The sequence below is a fragment of the Kitasatospora sp. NPDC001660 genome, from assembly GCF_053596725.1.
Map to the genome: position 1 here is coordinate 61,554 of NZ_JBSFGU010000031.1, position 24,645 is coordinate 86,198.

General features: G+C 72.8%; 17 protein-coding genes. 13 read left to right on the forward strand and 4 right to left on the reverse strand.

Features of this window, described 5'->3' with window-relative positions; genetic code table 11:
* Positions 1–659: 659 nt before the first annotated feature.
* From ACWCXH_RS27760 to ACWCXH_RS27770, 3 genes are read right to left on the reverse strand one after another with little or no spacing between them, the layout of a single operon-like run.
* Positions 660–1,376 (reverse strand): hypothetical protein, encoded by a 717-nt coding sequence (locus ACWCXH_RS27760; protein WP_449804209.1) that lies wholly within the window; start codon positions 1,374–1,376, stop codon positions 660–662.
* A gap of 4 nt (positions 1,377–1,380) precedes the next feature.
* The gene (locus ACWCXH_RS27765; RefSeq protein WP_449804210.1) at positions 1,381–1,905 is read right to left on the reverse strand and encodes a phage tail protein; all 525 of its coding nucleotides are present in this window, start codon (positions 1,903–1,905) and stop codon (positions 1,381–1,383) included.
* A gap of 14 nt (positions 1,906–1,919) precedes the next feature.
* Complete coding sequence (locus ACWCXH_RS27770) at positions 1,920–3,716, reverse strand: phage tail sheath subtilisin-like domain-containing protein (RefSeq protein WP_449804211.1); 1,797 nt, start codon at positions 3,714–3,716, stop codon at positions 1,920–1,922.
* Positions 3,717–4,069: 353 nt separating this feature from the next.
* On the opposite strand from ACWCXH_RS27770, the gene ACWCXH_RS27775 reads away from it, so the two are divergent.
* From ACWCXH_RS27775 to ACWCXH_RS27815, 9 genes are all read left to right on the forward strand, one after another.
* Positions 4,070–6,829 carry a SpoIIE family protein phosphatase gene (locus ACWCXH_RS27775; protein ID WP_449804212.1) on the forward strand — a complete coding sequence of 920 codons (2,760 nt, stop codon included), beginning with the start codon at positions 4,070–4,072 and terminating at the stop codon, positions 6,827–6,829.
* A 290-nt stretch (positions 6,830–7,119) separates the two neighbouring features.
* A complete protein-coding gene (locus tag ACWCXH_RS27780) occupies positions 7,120–8,433 on the forward strand; it encodes a PP2C family protein-serine/threonine phosphatase (RefSeq protein ID WP_449804213.1) in 1,314 nt (437 codons plus the stop codon).
* A gap of 452 nt (positions 8,434–8,885) precedes the next feature.
* On the forward strand, positions 8,886–9,758 hold the full coding sequence (locus ACWCXH_RS27785) for an SIS domain-containing protein (protein WP_449804214.1): 873 nt from the start codon (positions 8,886–8,888) through the stop codon (positions 9,756–9,758).
* On the forward strand, positions 9,755–10,681 hold the full coding sequence (locus tag ACWCXH_RS27790; RefSeq protein WP_449804215.1) for an ROK family protein: 927 nt from the start codon (positions 9,755–9,757) through the stop codon (positions 10,679–10,681). The genes ACWCXH_RS27785 and ACWCXH_RS27790 overlap by 4 nt, the downstream gene beginning before the upstream one ends.
* Positions 10,678–11,619 (forward strand): 1-phosphofructokinase family hexose kinase, encoded by a 942-nt coding sequence (locus ACWCXH_RS27795; RefSeq protein WP_449804216.1) that lies wholly within the window; start codon positions 10,678–10,680, stop codon positions 11,617–11,619. Before ACWCXH_RS27790 ends, ACWCXH_RS27795 begins: the two co-directional genes overlap by 4 nt.
* Positions 11,610–12,452, forward strand: coding sequence for a class II fructose-bisphosphate aldolase (locus ACWCXH_RS27800; protein ID WP_449804217.1), 843 nt, complete (start codon positions 11,610–11,612; stop codon positions 12,450–12,452). Before ACWCXH_RS27795 ends, ACWCXH_RS27800 begins: the two co-directional genes overlap by 10 nt.
* 131 nt (positions 12,453–12,583) lie before the next feature.
* Positions 12,584–13,684: an alanine racemase gene (locus ACWCXH_RS27805; RefSeq protein ID WP_449804218.1), complete on the forward strand. Its 1,101-nt coding sequence runs from the start codon at positions 12,584–12,586 to the stop codon at positions 13,682–13,684.
* A 331-nt stretch (positions 13,685–14,015) separates the two neighbouring features.
* Positions 14,016–16,715, forward strand: coding sequence for a SpoIIE family protein phosphatase (locus ACWCXH_RS27810; protein ID WP_449804231.1), 2,700 nt, complete (start codon positions 14,016–14,018; stop codon positions 16,713–16,715).
* Between the two features lie 108 nt (positions 16,716–16,823).
* Positions 16,824–17,969 (forward strand): ABC transporter substrate-binding protein, encoded by a 1,146-nt coding sequence (locus ACWCXH_RS27815; RefSeq protein ID WP_449804219.1) that lies wholly within the window; start codon positions 16,824–16,826, stop codon positions 17,967–17,969.
* 257 nt (positions 17,970–18,226) lie between these two features.
* On the opposite strand, the gene ACWCXH_RS27820 is transcribed toward ACWCXH_RS27815, so the two are convergent.
* Positions 18,227–19,231: a LacI family DNA-binding transcriptional regulator gene (locus ACWCXH_RS27820; protein WP_449804220.1), complete on the reverse strand. Its 1,005-nt coding sequence runs from the start codon at positions 19,229–19,231 to the stop codon at positions 18,227–18,229.
* A 283-nt stretch (positions 19,232–19,514) separates the two neighbouring features.
* Between ACWCXH_RS27820 and ACWCXH_RS27825 the strand changes: the two genes are divergently transcribed.
* From ACWCXH_RS27825 to ACWCXH_RS27840, 4 genes are read left to right on the forward strand one after another with little or no spacing between them, the layout of a single operon-like run.
* The gene (locus ACWCXH_RS27825; RefSeq protein ID WP_449804221.1) at positions 19,515–20,813 is read left to right on the forward strand and encodes an ABC transporter substrate-binding protein; all 1,299 of its coding nucleotides are present in this window, start codon (positions 19,515–19,517) and stop codon (positions 20,811–20,813) included.
* A gap of 2 nt (positions 20,814–20,815) precedes the next feature.
* Positions 20,816–21,781 carry a carbohydrate ABC transporter permease gene (locus ACWCXH_RS27830; protein WP_449804222.1) on the forward strand — a complete coding sequence of 322 codons (966 nt, stop codon included), beginning with the start codon at positions 20,816–20,818 and terminating at the stop codon, positions 21,779–21,781.
* A 45-nt stretch (positions 21,782–21,826) separates the two neighbouring features.
* Positions 21,827–22,678: a carbohydrate ABC transporter permease gene (locus ACWCXH_RS27835; RefSeq protein WP_449804223.1), complete on the forward strand. Its 852-nt coding sequence runs from the start codon at positions 21,827–21,829 to the stop codon at positions 22,676–22,678.
* 11 nt (positions 22,679–22,689) lie between these two features.
* Positions 22,690–24,576, forward strand: a complete 1,887-nt coding sequence (locus ACWCXH_RS27840; protein WP_449804224.1) for a DUF5107 domain-containing protein — start codon at positions 22,690–22,692, stop codon at positions 24,574–24,576.
* Positions 24,577–24,645 lie beyond the last annotated feature (69 nt).

A 24,645-nucleotide genomic window follows, 5' to 3' on the forward strand; every position in this document is an offset into this window, starting at 1 on the left:
CGAGACGGGCGGCGGCGGAGGGGGGCCCGGCCGGGCCGTGTGCCGCGCGGCCCGGGCCTCGGCAGCCGGCCGACCGGAGTCGTCGGCGGGCGGCGCGGGGGTGTCGGCGGCCTGCGAAGCCGGGGCTTGCCGGCCCCGCGTCGGGGTTACCTCGGCCACCGGCCCGGCCGTCGCGGCACGTACGGCTCCTGGGCGGACGTCGGTAGTGGCCTGGGGTTGGCCGTGATGGTGCTGCGTGTGGCCGGTGCGTGCCGCTCTCGGGTGGACGTTGGTAGTGGCCTGGGGTTGGCCGTGATGGTGCTGCGTGTGGTCGGTGCGTGCCGCTCTCGGGTGGACATCGGCAGCAGCCTGGGGGCGGTCGCCATGGTCCTGCGTGCGGTCGGTGGGTGGGGCTCCCGGTGGCCGGACCGGCGACGGGGCGGGCGCCGTCGGTGTGAGCTGTGGACGGTCGTGCCCGCGGTCCGTTCGCGGCGGCCGCTGCTGTGCGGGCGCGCCGGGTGGCGCGGCAGCCCCTTGCTCCGTCGGCAGCGGCGCAGGCGCCGGAACGGCGGCCGCGTCGTCCACCGTGCGCAGCACGGGCGCGCCGGGGTCGAACAGGCTCGGCAGCAGGGGCCGCAGCCTCGGCCCGGGCTCGCCGAGCAGGCGGCCGACGAAGTCGTTCATCGGGCCGCCGTCTCGAGGTAGAACCGTCGCCGGGCCGGGCTGACCGCGAGCACCTCCGACTCCGTCCAGCCGTACGCCCGCGCGAGAACGGCCACCTCGTGGAGCAGTCGCCTGGCGTAGCGTTCGATCTCGGCCCAGTGGTGCTCGGCGATGTCGAGCGCCGCCGACCAGGTGTGGCCGCAGTCCGGGCAGGTGAGCGGCACGGTGGTGTCGGCTCCCGGGTCGAGGTCGGCGAGGTGCCCGGCCACCGCTTCGAGGACCGCGTCGGGCAGGGTGTCCGTGGCGGGTTCGACGGCGAGCAGGCAGCGGGTGAGCAGGGCACGGCGGGCGTCGGGTGCGGCAGGGTCGACGGCCAGCAGGTCCCCCGCGGTCAGCGGGCGGTAGCGGACCTCGTAGCCCTCGGCGCGCAGGCTGCCGGTGGCCGGGCGTGCGCCCGGGACGGTGCGGTGGCGGGGCGGGCGCAGCTCGTCCGTGGTGACGGTGGCGTCGAGTTGTGCGGCGCAGCCCGGGCAGTCGGTGGTGCACGGGAGCGCGGCGCCGAACGAGCTCTCGCGCAGATCCAGCAGGAGCGCGTGGAGGCCGGCCAGCGTGAGATCGGTGACGGGGCCGGCCTCGGCCGCGGCCGCGAGCATCAGGGCCCGGGCGCGTGAGCTCTGCCCCTGCCCCGACTCCCAGATGTCCAGCAGGCACGCCTCGGTCAGCTGTGGCGTCACCACGTCATCCCGACGCCGTATCGGTGAACTGCGACAGCTGCGGCGGGTTCGTCCGTTCCCTGACCCAGCCGTGGTGCTCGATCTTGATGTGCTCGATGGCGACCGCGTTGGCGTTCGCGTCGAGATCCGAAAGGGCCTGGTACTCCGAGACCCAGCAGTCGTGGACGGAGTAGGAGAGCACCTGCTGGCCGGACTCGTCGAAGACGTCGATGACGAGATCCCGGCGGAAGTCCTTGAGCGAGGTCTCCAGGCCGCCCGCCGAATTGCGCAGGCTCCACACCTTGTTGGCCCATTCCTCGAAGGCCGTGTCGACCGTGCAGCCGCGTTCCAGCGTGATGGCCTCGTACTCGGTCCGGCCGGGCAGCTTGTGGCTCGTACCGGGGCTGCCACCGTCCCGGTGCTTGATCACCTCGGTGGTCCGCTTCAGGCCGCTGACCTTGCTGACCCCGGCGACGTACTCGGTGGTCCCGCCGAACTTGACCCGGAACCGGAAGTTCTTGAAAGGGTCCCGGCGTGTGATTTCTGGCATCGGTGGCCGTCCTCCTAGACCTGGATCTGCCCGGCGAGCTGCTGAATGTGGACGATCACGAACTCGGCGGGCTTCAGCGGAGCGAAGCCGACCAGGATGTTGACGATTCCGCGGTCGATGTCGTTCTGCGGGTTGTTCTCCCGGTCGCACTTCACGTGGTACGCCTCGTCGGGGGTGCGTCCCTGGAACGCGCCCTCCCGGAAGAGCGAGTTCATGAAGGCTCCGACGTTCAGCCGGATCGACGCCCAGAGCGGTTCGTCGTTGGGTTCGAACACCACCCACTGCGTGCCCCGGAAGAGGCTCTCCTCCACGAAGAGGGCGAGGCGCCGCACGGGCAGGTACTTCCACTCGTCGGTGAGCCGGTCGGCCCCGCGCATGGTCCGCGCGCCCCAGGCCACCGGCCCCACGGCCGGCAACACGCGCAGGCAGTTGACACCGAGTGGGTTGAGGAGGCCGTTCTCCGCATCGGTCAGCAGCGTTTCCAGCCCGGTCACGCCGTTGAGTGACGCGTCGGTGCCGGCCGCGGCCTTCCACACGCCGCGGCTCACGTCGGTGCGGGCGTGGACGCCGGCCATCACCCCGCAGGGCGGGTATGAGTCCGTGCGGCCTGCGTTCAGGGAGTCGGGCGCCTGCACCCGGGGGTAGTAGATGGCGGCGTTCCGGGCCGACAGTCCCAGGGCCGGCAGCGCCGACACGTTGTTGACCGATTGTTGGCGTGTGATGGCTGCGGCCACATCTCTGGCCGCTGCGCCGTTCCAGCTTTTCGGCGGGTCGACGAGGAGGATCGCGCGCCGGTCGACGCAGAGATTTGCCGCATCGGACAACAGGTCGTCGGGGCAGCCGGGCAAGCAGAGCAGGTTGAAGATGTCGGTCTTGAGGAGCGCGTAGATGCCCTTCTTGTCGGCCTCGCCGGTCTCATCGCCCTTGTCGGCTTCGCCGGTCTTACCGCCCTTGTCGGTCTTTTCGGTCTTACCGCCCCGGTACTCCGCAATAAGGGGCATCACGTCCTTGTCGGGGACGGTGGTGGTGCTGTCCGCGGTCACGGGGGTCGTGAATTTCAGCGGGGCGGCAGTAGCCGTGGGTGCGGGCGCGGGTGCGGGCGCGGGCGCATCCGTACCGCCGTCGCCGTGTGAACTCTCCCCGGATGCCCCGTTGCCGGTGTGGGGGGTTGTCGTGGCCTGTGGCTTGTCCGGCGAGGGGTCGGCGAACGGGTCATCGCCCGTCTTCGGGTCGGCGTTCTTGAGCGGTCGGACGCCGTTGCCCGACGTTCTGAACACGACGAGCTGTGAGGTGCGCAGCACGTTCTGGAGACTGAGAGGGTCCGTGTCGTCAACGCTGACGTAGGGATACGTCTCCTGCGCTCCGGTGTCGGTGTCTCGGATCGTCAGGCTGTACAGGTTGGCGTTCGCCGTGTCGTGGTCGTCGTACTCGACCCGGGCACGGAGACTCATGGCCCAGACGCCAGGGCTGGTCGGCTCCAGAGTCGGCCGTGTGTCAGCGCCGGCCGTTGGCTTGTCGCCGATCGGGAGGGTCAGCGGCGGCATATCTCCGATGATTCGGACGATCTCGGCCTCGCTGCCGCCGTTCGCGTAGAACTGGTAGACGGCGTAGCTCATTGGGCTGTCGGCGTGGAGCCCGCCGAAGATGGCCTGGTAGTCGGCCCAGGACGTGATGTGGACAGGATCGTCGACCCGGCCGCGAGGGGCGTAGCCGACGAAGGCGGCGATCGAGGTCGGCACTCCGGTGATGGTCCGCACCGAACTCGGGACCTCTTCGATGTAGACACCCGGATAGGTGATGTTCACAGGCATGGAAAGCCTCTTTTCTCCAGCCCGGTGAGCGCCGGTCCGGTCAGCCGCCGACCAATTCCCCCGGCGAACATAAGCAGGCAGGGCGGCGGGCGGCGCCCTGACGGGCTGGGGCTCCGCTGATCAGGTGATCACCGCCAGCCGAACAGCCCTGGAGGCCCGCGTCGGCCGCCCGGCGGGGGCCACCGGGCGGTCGCCGTCGGCGCTGCCCTGCGTTCATCGGATGGGCCCGCCGGTTCCGGGGCGCCGACCTGCCCGGCGGCGTGTTCGGCCGTCCGGCGGCTTCGCGCATGCACATCGCCGAGCCGGGTGGCAGCGTGGAGGTGTCATGACCCGGATGCGCGGGGACGGCCTGGATGCACGGAGTGGACAGCCCTGCCCATGGGGGTGCGGAACCGGGCGGACCGGGCGAACACCGGTCCGCCTGGGGTCGGCTGCGCTCGCGGCTGCGGGTGCGCAGTGTCGCCGGGCAGGTGTTCCTGTGGATGCTGGTCGTGGTGGTGCTGCTGGTCGCCGCGGCGCTGACGGCGGTCATTCTGCAGGCCCGGAGCTACGCCACGAGTGATGCCGAGCACCGTACGCGGGCCGCAGCCATCACCCTGGCGCAGGTCCCCACCGTGGTGGACGCTCTGGGCAGCGCCAACCCGACCGCGGTGCTGCAGCCGTTGGCCCTGGACATCACGAAGAAGGGCGGCTTCGACTACGTCGTGATCGCCAGTCCCGATGGGATCCGCTACGCCCAGACCATCCATCCCGAGCTGATCGGGCAGCACCTCATCGGCCCGTACCAGCCGGCCCTCAAGGGGCCGATCACCATCAGCTTCACCGCGCCCATCGGACGGGTCGTGGAAAGCAGCGCGCCGGTCACCAGGCCGGACGGTTCGGTCGTCGGCCTGGTCCAGGTCGGCTACACCGTCGCGCACGCGGGCAGCGCGGTGAGTCGACTGCTGCCGGTCCTGTTGGGCGGTGCGGCGGCGGCGCTCGCCGTGGGCACGGGCGGGGCAGTGCTGGTGCGGCGGCGGCTGCGCCGCCAGACGCACGGCCTGGGCCCGGCCGAGATGACGCGGATGTACGAGCACCACGACGCGGTGCTGCACGCGGTCCGCGAGGGCGTGCTGATCGTCGGTGGGGACGGGCGGGCGCTGCTGGCGAACGACGAGGCCCGGCGGCTGCTGGAGCTGCCTGCGGAGGTGGAGGGGCGGCCGGTCGCCGAGCTCGGGCTCGATCCGGGGCTGGCCGAGTTGCTGGCATCCGGGCGGGCCGTAACCGACGAGGTGCACCCGGCCGGGGACCGGTTGCTCGCCGTCAACATCCGCCCCACCGCGCCGTTCGGCGGCGGGCCCGGCAGCGTCGCGACGATCCGCGACACCACCGAGCTGCGGGCGCTGGCCGGGCAGGCCGAGGCGGCCCGGGCCCGGCTGAAGCTGCTCTACGACGCGGGGCTGCGGGTCGGCACCACCCTGGACGTGGCGCGCACCGCCCAGGAGCTGGCGGATGCGACGGTTCCCCGGTTCGCGGACTTCGCCACGGTCGAGCTGGCCGAGGCGGTGCTGCGCGGTGACGAGCCGCTTCCGGGCACGGGCACCGCGGGAGGCCCGCGGATCCGCCGCGTGGCCGTCGGAGGCATCCGGGAGGACTGGCCGTTCTACCCGGTGGGCTCGCAGATCAGCCCGCTGCCGGGCACGCCGGAGGCCACCGCCCTGGAGAGCGGGCGGGCCACGCTGGTGGCCGATCTGCGTCAGGCGCACGCCTGGCGGGCGCGCGACCCGCAGAGCGCCGACCGGATCGTCGCGTACGGGGTCCACTCGCTGATCTCCGCGCCGCTCAAGGCGCGCGGCCTGACCCTGGGCACGGTCACTTTCTGGCGCGCGGGGGAGTCCGCACCGTTCGAGCAGGAGGACGTCGCCTTCGCCGAGGAATTGGTCGCCCGTGCGGCGATGTGCGTCGACAACGCCCGCCGCTACACCCGTGAGTCCCGGATGGCCGAGACGCTGCAGCGCAGCCTGCTGCCCCGGGGACTGCCCGAGCAGAGTGCCCTGGAGGTGGCCTACCGCTACCGGCCGGCGCAGCAGGGGGTCGGCGGGGACTGGTTCGACGTCGTCCCGCTGCCCGGCTTCCGCGTGGCACTGGTCGTCGGCGACGTCGTCGGCCACGGCCTGCACGCCGCCGCCACCATGGGCCGACTGCGCACCGCCGTGCTCAACTTCTCCGCCCTCGACCTGCCCCCGGACGAGCTGCTCGCCCGCCTCGACGAACTGGTCGCCCGGCTCGACCCCGGCGGGGCCGCCGAGGACGAGGAGACGGCCGGCGTCACGGGCGCCACCTGCCTGTACGCGATCTACGACCCGGTCTCCGGACACTGCGCCGTGGCGCGGGCGGGCCACCCACCGCCCGCCCTGGTGCGGACCGACGGCAGCGTGGAGTACGTCGACCTGCCCGCCGGGCCACCACTCGGCGTGGGCGGCCTGCCCTTCGAAACCACCGAACTCCAGCTGGCACCCGGCACCGCACTGGTCCTCTACACCGACGGACTCGTCACCAACCGCGAGCGCGATCTCGGCAGCGGACTCACCGCACTACGTGCCGCCCTGGTGGGCACCCACGCGGACGGATCCCCGGACGACACCTGCCGGGCCGTGTTCGAGGCGCTCGTCCCGCCACACCCGAGCGACGACATCGCACTCCTCGTCGCCCGCACGCACCTGCTCGAACCCGACCAGGTGGCCACCTGGGACGTACCCGACGACTTCGCCGCCGTCTCCCGCATCCGCAGCGCATGCGCCGACCAGCTGACCGCCTGGGGCCTGGAGGAACTGAGCTTCACCACCGAGCTGATCCTCAGCGAGCTGATCACCAACGCCGTCCGCTACGGCACCCTGCCGATCCGCGTCCGCATGCTGCGCGACACCAGCCTGGTCTGCGAGGTCTCCGACAGCAGCAGCACCGCCCCGCACCTGCGCTACGCCGACGCCACGGACGAAGGAGGCCGGGGCCTGTTCCTGGTGGCCCAGCTGGCCGAACGGTGGGGGACGAGGTACACGGCCCGGGGCAAGGTCATCTGGTCCGAGCAACCACTGACCGCACCCGAGTTCCAGTTCGAGGCGATGCTGCAGTAGCCCGGACCGCGGGCACTGCGGGTGCCGATGCGCCATCCGTACAGGTCGCGGCTTGCCCGAAGGTCGCGGAGCGCGCCCGCCACGTGGTCGAGTCGACCACCCGGGCGGAGCCGGTCGTCCTGTGTGCCGGGGACCCGGCCGGCAGGTCCCCCGCGTCGGTGCAGTGCGCCCGGGAGGCGGGCGCGGCCACTCCTCCGCCGGTGCCGGCCGGTATCGTTGATCACCGAAGACAGGTCTTCCGAGACGCCCGGTCCGGCCGCGCCGGCCGGTCACAGCGGAAGGACGACTCGATGGATCGCTGGGACGCGGAGCACGCCGGTGACGGCAGGACCCCGGCCGGGGTCGACGAGTTGGAGGAACAACTGCGTGAGCTGGCCGACGCCCGCGGCCGGATGACCGGCCTGCTGCAGGCCGTCCTCGCGATCAGCCGCGACCTCGAACTCCCGGTGGTGCTGGACCGAATCGTGACGACCGCGATGGACCTGGCCGGGGCCCGTTACGGGGCACTGGGCGTCCTCGACGATGACGGCACCCGGCTGGCCGACTTCGTCCCGGTGGGCCTGGACGACCAGCAGCGCGCCCGCCTGGCCGGAGTCGACCTGCCCACCGGCCGCGGGCTGCTCGGCCGCCTGATCCACGACCCGCGGCCGCTGCGCGTCGACGACCTCGCCGCCCACCCCGACGCGGTCGGCTTCCCACCGGGCCATCCGCCCATGCGGACCCTGCTCGGCGTCGCCATCAGCGTCCGCGGCCGCGTCTACGGAAACCTGTACCTCGCCGACAAACACGACGGTGAACCGTTCGACGTCGACGACGAAACCCTGATCACCGCCCTGGCCGGAGCCGCCGGCGTGGCGATCGAGAACGCCCGCCTCTACAGCCGCCTGCGCACCGGCGCCGAGCAGTTCCAGCGGCTGCTGCTCCCGGTCCTGCCGACGCTGACCCCGCTCGCCGCGTGGGCCGACTACCGGCCCGCCACGGAGCCCGCCCTGCTCGGCGGCGACTGGTACGACGCCCTGGCCCTCCCCGACGGCACCCGGACCGCGGTCATCGGCGACGTGGCCGGCCACGACCTGAGTGCCGCCGCCACCATGGCACAGGTGCGCAACATGCTGCGCGCGCTGGCCCAGGACGGTGCCGCGCCGCCCAGCGAGGTCCTCACCCGGCTCGACCGCGCCGTGCACGCCCTCCCCGACGTTCCGATGGCCACCGCCTGCCTCATCCGGCTGGAACCACGCGGCGGGCGTTGGACGCTGCGCTGGAGCAACGCCGGCCACCTGGCGCCCCTGCTCGTCACCGGGGACGGCACCGCCCGCTACCTGGACACCGACCCCGACCTGCCGATCGGCGTCGACCTGAGCCTGCCGCGCCTCGACCACGTACGCGCCCTCCCGCCGCGAGCCACCCTGGTGATGTTCACCGACGGGCTCGTCGAGCATCCCGCCCTGCCCCTGGAGGCCGGACTGGAAGCCATTGCCGCGACCGCCGCCTCCCTGGCGGACCGGCCACTGGACGAACTCGGGACGGCCCTGGTCGAGGCCCGCCCGGGAGACGTCCACGACGACCTCGCCGTGCTGCTCCTGCGCCTGCCCGGCGCGGGGTGAAGCCCCGGGCGAGCCGGCCGCGGTGAACTGCTCCGGGTCGAGCGAGATCTTCCCCTCCTCCGTCAACTCTCCACGGATATCCCGGGATTGACGGACGATCGCGGCTCGGTGGATGCGCAGCGCGCGCGGTGCCACCGGGCTGCCGACGAAGACCGGCACGGAGGCCGGGATCCTGTCCGCGCGCTTGAGCTCCGCGAACTGGAGCAGACGTACACCGCCAAGGCGTTCGCGGCGCTGCTGGAGTTGGAGGCGGTAGGGCGTTTCGCGGGGGAGCCGGTGGTTTCCTCAACACCTTCGGCCCGAGGTAGCGGCCCGTCAGGGGAGCAGGCGCGCACACGGCTCGGACCGGTCCATGCAATCCCGTGCGCATGGTTGATCAAAAGTGATTGCGGGCACTATAAAGCAAGCATCCATGAGCACTGATGAGCAGAACTGTGCACGAGAGGAGCGGCATGAGCCACGTCGGGCAGGAGATCGCCAGCCAGCCGGAGTGCTGGCGCCGGGCACTGGGCCTGAAGCCCGCCGGGCTTCCGGAGAACGGCGACCGGGTGGCCGTCATCGGGTGCGGCACCTCGCTGTACATCGCGCAGGCGTACGCGTCACTGCGCGAGGCCGCCGGACTCGGGGAGACCGACGCCTTCGCGGCCTCCGAGTTCCCGGCCGCCCGCGGCTACGACCGGCTGGTCGCCATCAGCCGTTCCGGCACGACGACCGAGGTGCTCGCCGCCCTCGCCCGCGCCGGGCACATCCCCAGCACGGCGCTCACCGGCGACCTCGACACACCGATCAGCTCGGCCGCGAGCACCGTCGTCGACCTGGGGTTCGCCGACGAGAAGTCCGTGGTGCAGACCCGCTTCGCCACCACGGCGCTCGCGCTGCTGCGCGGCCACCTGGGCCTCGCCCCGGCCGACCTGCCCGAGCAGGCCGAGCGGGCGCTGGTCGAGCCCCTGCCCGAAGGCGCCGTCGCCGCGGGCCAGTTCACCTTCGTCGGCACCGGCTGGACGGTCGGCCTGGCCAACGAGGCGGCGCTCAAGCTGCGCGAGGCCTCCGGCGCCTGGACCGAGTCCTACCCGGCGATGGAGTACCGGCACGGCCCGATCAGCATCGCCGCCCCGGGCCGCGTGGTGTGGTTCCTCGGCGAGCCGCCGACCGGGCTGCTGGAGCAGGTCCGGGGCATCGGCGCGGTCACCTCGGTGACCGACCTCGACCCGCTGGCCGACCTGGTGCGCGCCCAGCGCCTGGCCGTGGAGCTGGCCACGGCCGGCGGCCTGGACCCCGACCAGCCGCGCAACCTGACCCGCTCGATCGTGCTGGCCCAGCCGTGACCACCGTGATCGCCCTCGATGTCGGCGGCACCTGCATCAAGGGCGGCGCGGCCGGCGAGGACGGCATCCTGCGGGAGACCGACCGCTGGTTCACCGGCGCCGAGCGCGGTCCGGAGGCGGTGCTGGAGACGGTGCTGGCGGCCGCCCGCGAGCTGGCCGACCGGCACGGTCCGGCGGCGGCGGGCATCGCGGTGCCCGGCATCGTCGACGAGACGTCAGGGACCTCGGTCCTCGCGGCCAACCTCGGCTGGCGCCAACTGCCCGTCCGGGACCGGCTGGCCGAGGAGCTGGGCCTCCCGGTGGCGCTGGGCCACGACGTGCGGGCCGGCGGCCTGGCGGAAGCGCGCATCGGCGCGGGACGCGGCAGCCGGGACTTCCTCTTCGTCCCGGTCGGCACCGGGATCGCCGCGGCCGTCATGGCCGACGGACAGGCGGTGACCGGCAGCCACGTACGGGCCGGGGAGCTGGGGCACCTGGTGGTCCGGCCCGGCGGGGAAGCCTGCCCCTGCGGCGGCCGGGGCTGCCTGGAGACCGTCGCCTCCGCGGCCGCCATCGCCCGCCGCTACGCCGCCGCCACCGGGGAGGGCGGCGCGACCGCCGAGGACGTCGGCGAACGCGTCGCCGCCGGGGACCAGGCCGCTGTCACGGTCTGGAGCGAGGCGATCGAGGCGCTCGCCGACGCCCTGACCGCCGCCATCACGCTGCTCGACCCCGAGCGCGTCGTGGTCGGCGGCGGCCTCGCCCGGGCCGGCGACCCGTACTTCACACCCCTGCGCGCGGCGGTCGCCGAGCGGCTCACTTTCCAGACGCTGCCGCAGATCCTCCCCGCCGAGCTCGGCCGCGAGGCCGGCTGCCAGGGCGCCGCCCTGCTGGCCCGTGACCTGCTGGCCCACGACCTGCTGCAGCGAAAGGCCGCCGGGTGATCCTGACCGTCACGCCGAACGCCGCGCTCGATGTCACCTACCGGGTCGACCGGCTGCGCCCGCGAGGGAGCAACCGGGTGCGGACCATGGCCGAGCGGGCCGGCGGCAAGGGCGTCAACGTGGCCCGGGTGCTGCACGCCCTCGGCCGCGAGACCGTGGTCACCGGCTTCGCCGGAGGTGCGGCGGGCGCGGCGCTGCGGCGCGACCTCGCCGCCGCCCGCCTGCCCGCACGCCTGCTGCCGATCGCCGCGGAGACCCGCCGCACGGTGGCCGTGGTGGACGAGAGCGCCGGGGACACCACCATCCTGCTCGAACCCGGCCCGGCGGTCTCGACCGAGGACTGGGCCCGGCTGCTCGACCACCTCGACCGCCTCCTGCCCCGGGCTTCGGCGGCGGTGTTCTCCGGCAGCCTGCCGCCGGGCGCGCCCGAAGACGCGTACGGCCGGCTGGTGCGGCTGGCCCACGCGCACCGAGTCCCGGCGGTGGTCGACGCGGACGGTGCCGCTCTGCGGGCCGCGCTGGCGGCCGGCCCCGACCTGGTCAAGCCGAACGCCGACGAACTGGCCGCCGCCACCGGCCTGGCGGACCCCGTCGCCGCCGCAGGCGCACTGGTCGACGGCGGGGCCGGGGCGGTGGTCGCCTCGCTCGGCCCCGACGGCCTCATCGCCGTCACACCGCAGGGGAGTTGGCGGGCCAGGCCGCCGGAGCACCTGGCGGGAAACCCCACCGGAGCGGGTGACGCCGCGGTGGCCGCCCTCACCCTCGGCCTGGTCGACGCGACTCCATGGCCGGAACGGCTGGCCGAGGCGGTGGCCCTGTCCGCCGCCGCCGCGTGCGCCCCGCTGGCCGGCGACTTCGACCCCGACGTCCGCCGCCGCCTGCGACCGCTGGTGGATGTCCGACCTCTCCGCCCGCAGAGGAGCCCCCGATGCCCTTGACCGGAACCGGCGCCATCGTCACCCCCGCGGCGGACGCCGCGTGCGGGGTGGGCGCCTTCAACGTCATCCAGCTCGAACACGCCCAGGCCATCGTGGCGGGAGCCGAGGCCGCCGGAGCCCCGGTGGTCCTGCAGCTGAGCGAGAACGCCGTGCGCTACCACGGGGCGCTCGCCCCGATGGCCTCCGCCGTGCTCGCCACCGCCCGCACCGCCGCGGTACCGGTCGCGGTCCACCTCGACCACGCCACCTCGGCCGACCTGGTGGCCGAGGCCGTCGAACTCGGTTTCTCCTCGGTCATGTTCGACGCGTCCGTGCTGCCGTACGAGGAGAACGTCCGAGCCACCGCGGAGGTGGTCGCCCGCTGCCACGCGGTGGGCGTGTGGGTGGAGGCCGAGCTCGGCCAGGTCGGCGGCAAGGACGGGGTGCACGCCCCGGGCGCCCGGACCGATCCCGGCGAGGCCGCCGCCTTCGTCGCCGCGACGGGCGTCGACGCCCTGGCGGTCGCCGTCGGGACCTCCCACGCCATGCTCACCCGCGACGCCGTCCTCGACTTCGACCTGATCGCCGAACTGCGGGGGGCTGTTCCGGTGCCGCTGGTCCTGCACGGCTCCTCCGGGGTGGCCGACGAGCACCTGACCCGCGCGGTCGAGCACGGCATGACCAAGGTCAACATCGCCACCCACCTCAACCAGGTCTTCACCGGCGCCGTGCGGCGCACCCTCGACGACGACCCGTCGCTCGTCGACACCCGCCGCTACCTGGGCTCCGGCCGGACGGCCGTGGCGGCGGAGGTCACCCGCCTGCTGCGCGTCCTCATGGCGCCGACGACCTGAGGGCGCCGATGAGCCGAGGCCAGTCCCGGGCGGGAGCGTCTGGCCCGACGAGGTCGCCCAGCACGAGTTGCTCGAACCGATCCTCGGGGGGCGAGAATGCGTTCGGTGCGATTCGAGTCGAAAGGAAGCAGATGAGCGGAATCCCGGTGGAGATCGACACCCCGGACATCATGGTCGAGCTGGATGTGCTGGACCGGAACATCGAGCGCATGGCAGCCGCACTACGGGCCAGGGGACTGCGGCTGCGCCCTCATGCCAAGACTCACAAGATGCCGGAGATCGCAGCGCGGCAGCTCGGCGCGGGGGCGGTCGGGCTGACGGTGGCGACCATCGGGGAGGCCGAGGTCTTCGCGGAGCACGGCGTCGCCGATCTCTTCATCGCCTATCCGCTCTGGATCGGGCCCCGGCAGGCGGAACGGCTGCGCCGGCTCGGCACCCGGGCCAGGATCGCGATCGGAACGGACTCCGTCGAAGCGGCCGAGAGCGCGGGCAGGCATCTCGGGGACGCGGCCGGCGACGTCGAGATCCTGGTGGAGATCGACAGCGGCCACCACCGCAGCGGCGTCCGCCCGCTTCACGCCGTGGAGGTGGCCCGGGCGGCGGCCCGCGCCGGGCTTCGCGTCGGGGGGGTGTTCACCTTCCCGGGCCACGGCTACGCACCGGAGATGCCCGAGAAGGCGGCCGAGGAGGAGGAGCAGGCCCTCGGGCAGGCCGCCGAACTGCTCGCAGCCGCAGGCTTCGAGGTCACGCGGGTGAGCGGCGGATCCACCCCCACCGCGGAGCTGACCGGGACCTCGGCGATCACCGAAGTGCGGCCGGGCGTCTACGTGTTCGGCGACGCCCAGCAGCTCGAACTCGGACGATGCGCCATGGAGGACATCGCGCTGACGGTCGCGGCGACCGTCGTCAGCCGTCACGAAGGGGACGGCACCACGCCGCGGCGGGTCGTCCTGGACGCGGGCAGCAAGATCCTCGGCGGTGACCGTCCCGCGTGGGCCACGGGCTTCGGCCGCCTCATGGACCACCCGGAGGCCCGCATCACGGCGCTGTCCGAGCACCACGCCACCGTGGTCTGGCCCGATGGCAGCGACCTGCCCGCGCTCGGGGAGCGGCTGCGCGTGATCCCCAACCACGTCTGCGTGGCAGTGAATCTCGTCGACGACGTCGCCGTGGTCAGCGGCGGCGAGATCGTGGACCGTTGGCGCGTGGCCGCACGCGGCAGGAACGCCTAGTCCGCGCGAACGCCGGCTGAGCCGGCTCCGGTGCGGGCCCGCGGAAGTTCGTGGAGGGCCGGCCGGAGCCGGCTGCGGTCGTTCTCCTCGAACCGACCCGGGGGGCGATACGGCCCGGAAACGATAGAAATGAGTTATGCGTGGATATTTGGGTCAGGTTCGGCGCAGGTTGCGGAAAGCTGCGACGAGATCCCGTGTGCCACGTCGGCTCCCCGGCCCGGGACGGGGCCACCAAGGGCACCAGGAGCTCGATCCACCCCGTCGGGGAAGGCCTTGGCTGCACCTACGGGGCTTGCGCTCCCTGCTGAACGTGCGCAGCCTCGCCGGCCGGATGTTCCTCCTGCAGCTGCCGATTGTGGTGCTGGTCGTCGCCGCTGCGCTGCTCACCCTCGTGGCACAGGCTCGGCGCGACATCATGGCGGATGCCCGCCACCGGACGCTGGTCGCCGCCCAGACGTTCGCGAACTCCCCGGGGATCCTGGCGGCGCTGGACAGCCCCGACCCGACCGCACTGCTGCAGCCGCACGCCGAGGCGGCCCGGAAGGCCGCCGGTGTCGACGCCATCATCGTGTACCGGTTGGACGGGATCACTCTCACCCACAGCGACCCGAGCCAGATCGGGAAGCACACCATCGGCCCCTACGCGCAGCCGGCGACCGGTAAGCCCTTCACCAGGACCTTCCGAGGGGACCTGGGCCTCTCCGTGATCTCAGCGGTCCCCGTCAGGGACGCCAACGGCTCGGTTGTCGCCATCGTCTCCTCGCCCGTCACGGTCGGGAGTGTGCGGCAGCGGGTGAACCGGCAGCTGCCGGTCGTGCTCGGGGGCGCAGCCGGGGCTCTTGCCATCGCCGCAGGCGGGGCGGGTCTGGTCAGCCGTCGGTTGCGGCGGCAGACGCACGGCCTGGCCCCGGCCGAGATGACCCGGATGTACGAGCACCACGACGCGGTCCTGCACGTGGTGCGGGAGGGCGTGCTGATCATCGGGGGTGACGGCCGACTGGTGCTGGCCAACGACGAGGCGCGTCGGCTGCTGGACCTGCCGGCGAACGCCGAGCGGCGCCACGTCGCCGGCCTCGGACTGGAGCCCGACCTCGCCGCGCTGCTGGCCTCCGACCGCCAGGCCACGGACGAGGTGCACCTGGCGGCCGACCGGCTGCTGGCGGTCAACAAGCGGCTCACCGCCCCTCGCGGAGCAGCCGGCAGCGTGGTGACGCTGCGGGACACCACGGAGCTGCGGGCCCTCTCCGGCAGGGCCGAGCTGGCCCGCGAACGGTTGAAGCTGCTCTACGACGCCGGGGTGCGGATCGGGACCACGTTGGATGTCACCCGCACGGCGGAGGAACTGGCGCAGGTGGCGGTCCCCCGGTTCGCCGACTTCGTCACCGTCGACCTCCTGGAGCCGGTCCTGCAGGGCGAGGAGCCGTCCGGTGCGGCCACCGAGATGCGCCGCGCCGCCCTTGTCGGCCTGGAGGGCGCCCATCCCCTCCACCCCGTCGGCGAGCTGGTCCGGCTTGTCGCCCCCCACCCCGCGGTGGCGGCCGGCCGCCGAGCGGTCCTCGTGCGGGACCTGAGCACCTCCGACGGCTGGCGGGCCCCGGACCCCGAAGGCGCGCGGCGAGTTGTCGACCACGGTATGCACTCCTTGGTCGCGGTCCCACTGCGGGCCCGTGGGGTGATGCTCGGGATGGTGGACTTCTGGCGGGCGAACGCCTCTCCGCCGTTCGAAGAGGAGGACGTGCCCATCGCCGAGGAGCTGGCCGTCCGGGCAGCGGTGTGCATCGACAGCGCCCGCCGCTACACCCGCGAGCACACCACGGCCGTGACCCTGCGGCGCAGTCTGCTGCCGCGCCGGGTGCCCGAGCAGACCGCCCTTGAGGTGGCCTACCGCTATCTGCCGGCCCGGGCCGGGGTGGGCGGGGACTGGCTCGACGTCATCCCGCTGTCCGGTGCCCGGGTGGCCCTGGTGGTCGGCGATGTCGTCGGCCACGGCCTGCGCGCCGCGGCCAACATGGGCCGGCTGCGCGTCGCCGTGCACAACTTCTCCACCCTGGATCTGCCTCCGGACGAGCTGCTGGGCCATCTGGACGAGCTGGTGGCCAAGATCGCCGCCGAGGAGGCCGCCGGGGAGAACGGGCCGGGGATCACCGGGGCCACCTGCCAGTACGTGATCTACGATCCCGTCGCCGGGCAGGTGGCCGCTGCCACCGCAGGCCATCCGGCGCTGGCGGTGGTGCGCCCCGACGGGACGGCGGCCTTCCCCCCGTTGCCGATCTCCCCTCCGCTGGGCCTGGGCGTCGGCCTGCCCTTCGAGAGCGCTGAGCTGACCGTGCCCGAGGGCGCCCGGCTGGTGCTCTTCACCGACGGCCTGATCGAGGCCCGCGACCGCGACCCGGACGCCGGCCTGGAGGCCCTGCGCGGTGCCTTGGCCGGGCCCGACCGCACCCCGGAGGCCACCTGCGCGGCGGTGATGGAGGCCATGCTGCCCGCCCGCCCCAGGGACGACATCGCACTGATGGTGGCCCGTGCGCGCCGACTCGACCCCGCGCAGGTCGCCGAGTGGGACGTGCCCCGTGACCCCGCGGCGGTAGCCCCGGTGCGCAATGCCTGCGTCCGCCGGCTGACGGACTGGGACCTGGGAGAGATCGCCTTCGCCGCCGAGCTCATCCTCAGCGAGCTGATCACCAACGCCGTCCGCTACGGCGCCGAGCCCATCACCGTCCGGCTGCTGCACAACGTGCCGATCGGGGGGAACCCCCGGCCGGACGCAGCGGGAGGCGCCGCCACGGGCGCCCTGATCTGCGAGGTCTCCGACGGCAGCAGCACCTCGCCCCACCTGCGCCGCGCCAAGGACACCGATGAGGGCGGCCGCGGCCTGTTCCTGGTCGCCCAGTTCGCCGAGCGATGGGGCACCCGCTACACGCACACCGGCAAGGTCATCTGGACCGAGCAATGCCTTCACGACGGCGACAGCCGGCCGGCGGAAGGCCTCGGCGAGGTCCTCCTCGCGCAATGGGACGACACGGCACTGTGAGGCGCCGACCCCGGGCTCCATCGGCCGGGACCGCGCCATCGCGCTGGCCGGTTAAGCTGGCCAAGAGGGGTCATCCATCGACCCGGTGGTTCCTCGCCTGGAGCAATCGTGACTGCACGTCGTGCCCGAGCACCGGCCGTCTGGCTCGCCCTCGCGGCACTGGGCCTGAGCGCCTGCGGCCACACGTCGACCGCCGGACCCGAGCGGCCGTCGGTGGCCACGTCGGCGAAGGACGCGGGCGGCATGGGCACACTGATCGCCGCGGCGCAGAAGGAGGGCACGCTCCGGGCGATCGCGCTTCCGCGTGACTGGGCCAACTACGGCGCCTTGATCGACGGCTTCGAGAAGAAGTACGGGATCGCGGTGACGGTCGACAATCCGTCGGGCTCCAGCCAGGACGAGATCGACGCCGTGAAGAAGAGCGGGGCCCAGCAGAACGCCCCCGACGTGATCGACGTGGGGGATCCGTTCGCGCGGGCAGCAGCCCGCGAGAACCTGCTCGCGCCGTACAGGGTCGCGGCGTACGACTCGATCCCGAGCTCGCACAAGGACCGGCAAGCCCGCTGGTACGACAACTACGGGGGCTACATGTCCATCGGCTGCGAAGCCAAGCCCGTCCGGACCTGTCCCCAGACCTTCGCCGATCTGCTGAAACCCGACTACCAGGGCGAGGTCGCACTCCACAGCGACCCCACCCGGTCCAATACCGCCTTCTCCAGCGTGTACGCCGCCGCCCTGGCGAACAACGGGTCGTTCGACGACATCCAGCCCGGTCTCGACTTCTTTGCCAAGCTCAAGAGAGCGGGCAACTTCAATCCACTCCCGGCCACCCCTGCCACGGTCGAGAATGGTCAGACGCCCATCAGCATCGACTGGGACTTCAACAACCTCCACTACACCGACGAGTTCCGCGGCAAGGTGGACTGGCAGGTCGCGATCCCCTTCGACGGCAGCTTCGCCCAGTACTACGCGCTGGCGATCAACAAGGACGCCCCGCACCCGGCGGCGGCGCGCCTGTGGCAGGAGTACCTGTTCAGCGCGGAGGGCCAGAACCTCCGGCTCGACGGCTTCGCACGCCCGGTGCTCATCGACGCCATGAAGAAGAACGGCACCCTCGACGAGGCCGCCGCCGCACGGCTGCCGACGGTCGAGGGAACACCGGAATTCCCGACGGATGCACAGACGGAGAAGGCACGGCAGACGGTCGTCGAGGGCTGGGCGAAGGCGGTCTCCGACTCCAACGCTCCAGGCTGAGCCCCCTTGCCTGGTGCTCCCGTGGTGCGCAGCGTCACCGGGCTGCTGCTGGGCAGCGTCGGCAAAGGCGCACTGGAGAAGGCGTTGAAGAAGTGCCCCGCCAGCTGCGCCGCGCGAGTGGTGGTGGGAGGCAGGTGCCAAGCTCGCCCGCGAGAGCGGCGCCCCCGTCCCCACCGCCGGAGGCGGTCGGGGCCGGAGGCCGGTTCGGGTGACAAGTGTGGTGTCCCCTCGGCGAGTTGACGGGCGGGCGGCCCGGATCAGCACCCACCGGCCGGGCCGGTGCTGTCCCGGACGACCAGCTCGGGGCGCAGCAGCTGGATCGAGTTGGCCGGGCCGCCCGATCTGGTGACGGCGCGCAGCAGCAGCTCGATCGCCTCGCGGGCCATCTCCCGCTTGGGGATGGCCACGCTGGTGAGCGCCGGCCGGGCGACCCCGACCTCCGGATTGTCGTCGTGTCCGACGATCGACAGGTCGTGCGGGACGGAGCGGCCTGCGGCCCGGGCGGCCTCCAGGGCGCCGAGGGCGAGGACGTCGTGGGTGGCGAAGACCGCGGTGGCGCCGGGATCGGCGGCCAGGGCCGCGTTCGCCGCCGCGAAGCCGCCCGCGGGGGTGGGCTCGGGGGCGAGGTGGACGGCGGCGTCGGGGATGGTCAGGCCGTCGGCGGCGAAGGCGCGGCGGAAGCCCGCCACCCGCGGGGTGTGGTCGGGGCTGGCGAGGACGGCGACGCGCTCGTGGCCGAGTTCGCGCAGGTGGCGCCCGGCCAGGTAGCCGGCGCGCTCGTAGTCGATGGTGACCACCGGGAAGCGGTCGGGGGCGTCGGTCTCCCAGGCGCACAGGGCGACCGGGAAGGACGCCTCGGCCAGCAGCGGGAGGTGGTCGATGAGGTCCCGGTCGCCGGCGATCAGCAGGGCGTCCACCGAGCGGCTGGTCAGGCCGGCCAGGTGTCGTTTGGCGCGCTCGCCGTCGAGGCGGGTGGTGCACAGCAGCAGGTGGTAGCCGTGCTCGTCGAGGACGTCCTCGACCTCCTCGACGATGTCGGCGTAGAAGGAGCCCGTCACGGTGGGGACGAACAGGCCCACCGTCCTGGTGGCGCCGGTGGCCAGGGAGCGCGCGACGAGGTTGGGGGTGTAGCCCAACTCGTCGATTGCGGCGCGCACCCGCGCCGCGGTCGCCGGGCTGACGGCTCCGCGGCTCCGGATGACGTTGGAGACGGTCTGCTTCGTGACCCCGGCGCGCTCGGCCACGTCCCGCATCGTCACCATGACTGGATCCTTCGACTTTACCGGTCAACTTGCTTTCGGTGAAACGTAGGGCACGGCCGAAGGGTCGTCAAGGCGGATCGAAATCCTTACCACGAAGCTGACTTGATGATCTGTCACCAGAAGGCCGCCGCAGCGCACCGGGTCGGCAGAGGTTTTTGCAAGGACCCTTGATTTACCGGTCAACCCGCCCGTATCGTCCCAGCCATCCAGCGGCGCCCCTGTCTCCTGGCCCCTGCTGACGACCCGTCCGCGCGGCTTCTCGCGCCTCCGAGAGGAACCCCCCATGGGCAGAACGACCACGTCCGCAAGCCGCGTCGTCGGTGCGGCCACCGCCGTGGCACTCGCGCTCGCGGTGAGCGCCTGCAGCAGCGGTTCGGGGGACGGCGCGAAGTCCGGCGGCAGCTTCACCTACTGGTCGATGTGGCGCTCCGACGAGCCGCAGGCCAAGGTGCTGAAGGCCGCGATCGACGACTTCACCACCGCCACCGGCGCCAAGGTGAACATCACCTGGGCCGGCCGGGACATCGCCAAGAAGATCGGCCCGGCCATCGCCGCCAACCAGGCGCCGGACCTGTGGGACGAGTCCGACGACAAGGTCTACGGCACCACCGCCTCCGCCGGACAGGCCCTGGACCTCTCGCCCGTGCTGCAGCTGCGGGTGCCGGAGGAGAACGTCCCGGTCTCCCAGGTGATCCCGGCCAAGTACTTCGACATGCTGCCGAAGGACCCGTCCGGCTCGAACCACTACGTGATCCCGTACGAGGTCGTCACCAACGCGATGTTCTACAACGCGGCCGACCCCGTCATCGCCTCGGCGATGCCGAGCCCGCCCACCGACTGGGCCGGCCTGCTCAAGGTGTGCGACGCGCTGAAGGCGGCCGGGAAGGCGTGCATCGCCTCCGAGGGCGAGGACCCGTGGAGCAACGCGCTGTACTTCGACTACCTGCTCAACGGCGCCGGAGTGAACGTCGCCCAGCTCTCCGCCGACAAGACCGGTGCGGCCTGGGACAACCCGGCGGTCCTCGCCGCGGCGCAGCAGGTGGAGCAGCTGGTCAGGGGCGGCCATCTGATCCCCGGCTACGACGCCACCAAGTTCCCGGCCCAGGAGACCAACTGGACGGCCGGCAAGGCCGCCTTCTACATGGACGGCAACTACGTCACCGCCGAGGTGGCCAAGCAGGTGCCGGCCGGCTGGAGGACGGCCTCGATGCTGCCGCCCACCGCGAAGGCCCCGGACGCCGGCCTGATCGGCTTCGCGATCCCCAGGCGCGCCAAGAACGCGGCCGCGGCGCAGAAGTTCATCGCCTTCTTCCTGCGCAAGAAGCACCTGTCCGGGATCTCGACCACCGCGCTCAACATCACCCCGCGCACCGACATCCCGGCCCCCGCCGATCTGGCCGACGTCCAGAAGGCCCTCCAAGCCCCGACCGTCCGTCTCGGCTTCGACGGCGTGGGCGGCAGTTGGCTGCCCAAGGTCCTGAACGAGAACTACCTGGACTTCTGGCACGGCAAGACGACGGCCGCCCAGTTCGTCGCCACGTGCAAGGCCGACCAGGTCTCCTACTGGCAGACCCAGGGCTGACGGTGGCGACGACGATCGAGAACCCGCCCCGGACGGACGCGGTCCGGGGCCGGTCCGAGCGCGCCGCCCGTACCGGTGTCGGCCCGCTGGAGCGGCAACGCCGCCGGATGTTCTGGCCGTTCACCGCGCCCGCGCTGATCGTGTACGCGGTGCTGTTCCTCGCCCCGGTCGGCTACGCGCTGTGGACCAGCCTGTACAAGTGGGACGGCATGGGCGCGATGGACTGGCGCGGCCTGCAGAACTACACCCTGCTGTTCCGCGACCCGAACTTCCGCACCTCCCTGTTCAACACGCTGGAACTGATGGTCATCGGCGGCACCATCACCTTCGTGCTCAGCTTCGCGCTGACCCTGCTGCTGCGCGAGATGCGGGCCAAGCTCTTCGCCCGGTCCGTGCTGTTCTTCCCCTCGCTGGTCAACGGCATGGTCTTCGGCATCGCCGCCGGCTTCCTGTTCTCGCCCACCGGCCCGGTCAACCAGGCGCTGAAGCTGTTCGGGGTGACCACACCGCCGAAGTGGCTGTCGACGGACCACCTGCTCCCGATGGTGCTGGGCACCCTGGTCTGGACGGCGACCGGCTACTACACCTCCATCATCATGGCGGCGGTCGACCAGATCCCCGACCACCTCTACGAGGCGGCCGAACTCGACGGCGCCGGCCCCTTCCAGCGCTTCCGGCACATCACCCTGCCCTGCGCCTGGGACGTGATCGCGGTCTGCGCCGTGCTGTGGACGGTCAGCTCGGTGAAGATCTTCGAGCTGATCCTGCTCTACGGCGGCAGCACCAACGCCTACCCGCCGGTGAGCGGTTGGAACACCGCCGTGTACGTGTACACCGAGGCCTTCCCGCAGGGCACCGTCCCCCGGCTGGGCACGGCCACCGCCGCCGCGATCGTCAGCCTGGTCATGGTCACCCTGATCACCGTCGTGCTGCGCCGCCTGCTGCGCCGCGACCCGATCGAGTACTGACCCCCCATCCCCGCCCCACCTCGCAACCCGGAAAGGCCACCACCCGTGCGAAGCAGAAGCCGACCCGGACCCACGGGACTCGCGACCCGGATCGGCACGGCCGCCGTGTGGCTCGTCGTCGCCGCCGACCTGCTGCTGGTCCTGTGGATCCTCCTGACCTCGCTGCGCGGCGGCCCCGACATCCTGCACCACGCCTTCGGCCTGCCGACCAGCCCCAGGACCGACAACTACGCCACCGCGCTCGGTGAGGGCGGCTTCGCGCAGGCGGCCCTCAACAGTGTGCTCACCGCCGGCTTCTCGTCCGTGGTCGCCGTAGCCCTCGCCGCGCCCTGTGCGTACGCGCTCGCCCGGCGCCGCTCACGCACCTCCTCGGCGCTGACGGTCACCTTCGCCATGGGCCTCGGCGTGCCCGGCCAGGTCCTGGTGGTGCCGTTGTTCGTCGGCCTGTCCCGAGTGAACCTGACCGACAGCGACCTCGGCCTCGGGCTCGTCTACGTCGGCCTGGCCATGCCGTTCACGGTCTTCCTGCTGACCGGCTTCTTCAGCGGCATCCCCGGCGTGCTGGAGGAGGCGGCCGTCCTGGACGGTGCCGGACCCCTGCGCACCTTCGTCCAGGTGGTGCTCCCGGTCGCCCGCGGCGGGCTGGTCACCGCCTTCCTCCTGCAGTTCGTCACCGCCTGGAACGAGACCCTGTTCGCCCTCGTGCTGACGAACAGCCAGGGGCGGATCACCCTCCCGGTGGCGCTCTCCTCCTTCGTCGCCGCACAGCAGTTCAACGGCCTGGACTACGGCACGATGTTCGCCGGAGTCTGCATCATCCTCGCCCCGATGATCGCGCTCTTCTCCTGGACGGGCTCGCGGATCATCCAGGGCATGACGGTTGGAATCGGAAAGTGACATCTTCCCGCGTGACCTCGACACTGCGCACCGCCCTGCTCCGCATCGACGGCACCCCCGACCCGGTCGGCGGCACCCTGCCGATCCTGCACGGCCTGCCGCGGCAGACCGCCGCGGGTGCCGGGGTCGACGCCGAGATGCGCCGCAACCTGGCCTACGGGGTGCCGCGCACCCTGCTGCCGTACACCCGGCAGGGCGGGTACGGCCGTGACCGTGCGGAGCGTGAACTCCCCTGCGTGGTGCTGGAGAACGAGACCCTGGCCGCGACCTTCCTGCCCTCCCTCGGCGGGCGGCTGTGGTCCCTGGTCCACCGGCCGAGCGGGCGGGAGCTGCTGCACCGCAACCGGATCCTCCAGCCGGCCAACCTCGCGCTGCGCGACGCCTGGCTGGCCGGGGGAGTGGAGTGGAACCTCGGCACCACCGGGCACTGGCCGCTGACCTGCGAGCCGCTGCACGCCGCCCGGGTGACCGCTCCGGACGGCACCCCGGTTTTGAGGATGTACGCCTTCGAACGGCTGCGGCGCCTGGTCCTGCGGATGGACACCTGGCTGCCCGCCGGTTCCCCGGTGCTGTACGTCCACGTCGCCGTGCACAACCCTTCGCCGACCGAGACCCCGGTCTACTGGTGGTCCAACATCGCCGTGCCGCAGGACCGGGGCGTGCGCGTCCTCGGTCCGGTGGACCACGCCTTCCACTGCGACTACGTCAGCGACCTGCGGCGGGTGCCCTTCCCGCGGGTCGACGGCGCCGACCGCAGCTACCCCGGCCGGGTGCCGCGCGCCGCCGACTACTTCCTCGACATCCCCCGCGGCGAACGCCCCTGGATCGCCGCGCTGGACGAGACCGGGGCCGGACTCGTCCAGACCTCCACCGCGCGGCTGCGCGGGCGCAAGCTGTTCTGCTGGGGCACCGGAACCGGCGGCAAGCACTGGCAGGAGTGGCTCTCCGGCCCGGACTCCGCCTACCTGGAGATCCAGGCCGGCCTGGCCCGCACCCAGCTGGAACACCTGCCCATGCCGGCCGGCGCCACCTGGCGCTGGACCGAGGCGTACGGCCTGCTGCAGGCCGATCCCGTGGCGGTGCACGGGAGTTGGGAGACCGCCCGGGCAGCCGTCGGCGAGGCGCTGAACGCGCTGGTCTCGCCGCTGCACGTGGACCTGGCCGACGCACTGGCCACCGAGTTCGGCGAACCGGAGGAACTGCTGGCCCCCGGCAGCGGCTGGGCCGCCCTGGAGACCGAGGCCGGCGCCCTGCCCGCCTCACCGCTCCTGCCCTTCGGCGAGCCCGCCGCCGCCCAGGAACCCTGGCGGCAACTCCTCAGGACCGGCGCGCTCCCGGTCTGCGACCCGCCCGCCGAACCGGTCACCGGGGCACACTGGCGGGCGCTGCTGGAGAGCGGCGCCGCCGACTGGCACGCGCTGTACCAGCTCGGGCTGCTGCGCCTGGCGGCAGGCGAGCGGGATGCCGCCCAGGAGGCCTTCGAGCGTTCGATCGCCGCGCAGGCCTCGCCCTGGGCACTGCGGGCTCTCGCGGTCCTGAACCCGGACCGCCAGGCGGCCGCGGACCTCATGACCGAGGCGCACCAACTCCGCCCCGAACTGCTGGAGTTGACGATCGAGGCGCTGGAGGCCTTGGGGCGCGCCGAGCGTCCGGTCCAGGCACTCGCGCTGATCGAGCAACTGCCCCCGGCCGACCGGGCGCACGGCAGGATCCGGCTGGCCGAGGCGCAGGCGGCGCACGCCTCCGGCGACGACGACCGGGTCCGGCGTCTGTTGGCCGAAGGCATTCAGGTCGACAACATGCGCGAGGGCGAACTCTCCCTGGACACGCTCTGGCTCGCCGTCCACCCCGGCACGCCCGTCCCGCCGCAGTACGACTTCCGGATGGCGGACGGCTGAGCCGCCGCCCCCCACCGACCACTCTCCCGTTCCGCACCCCCCACACCAGGGGCGCAACGGCGCGCCCCG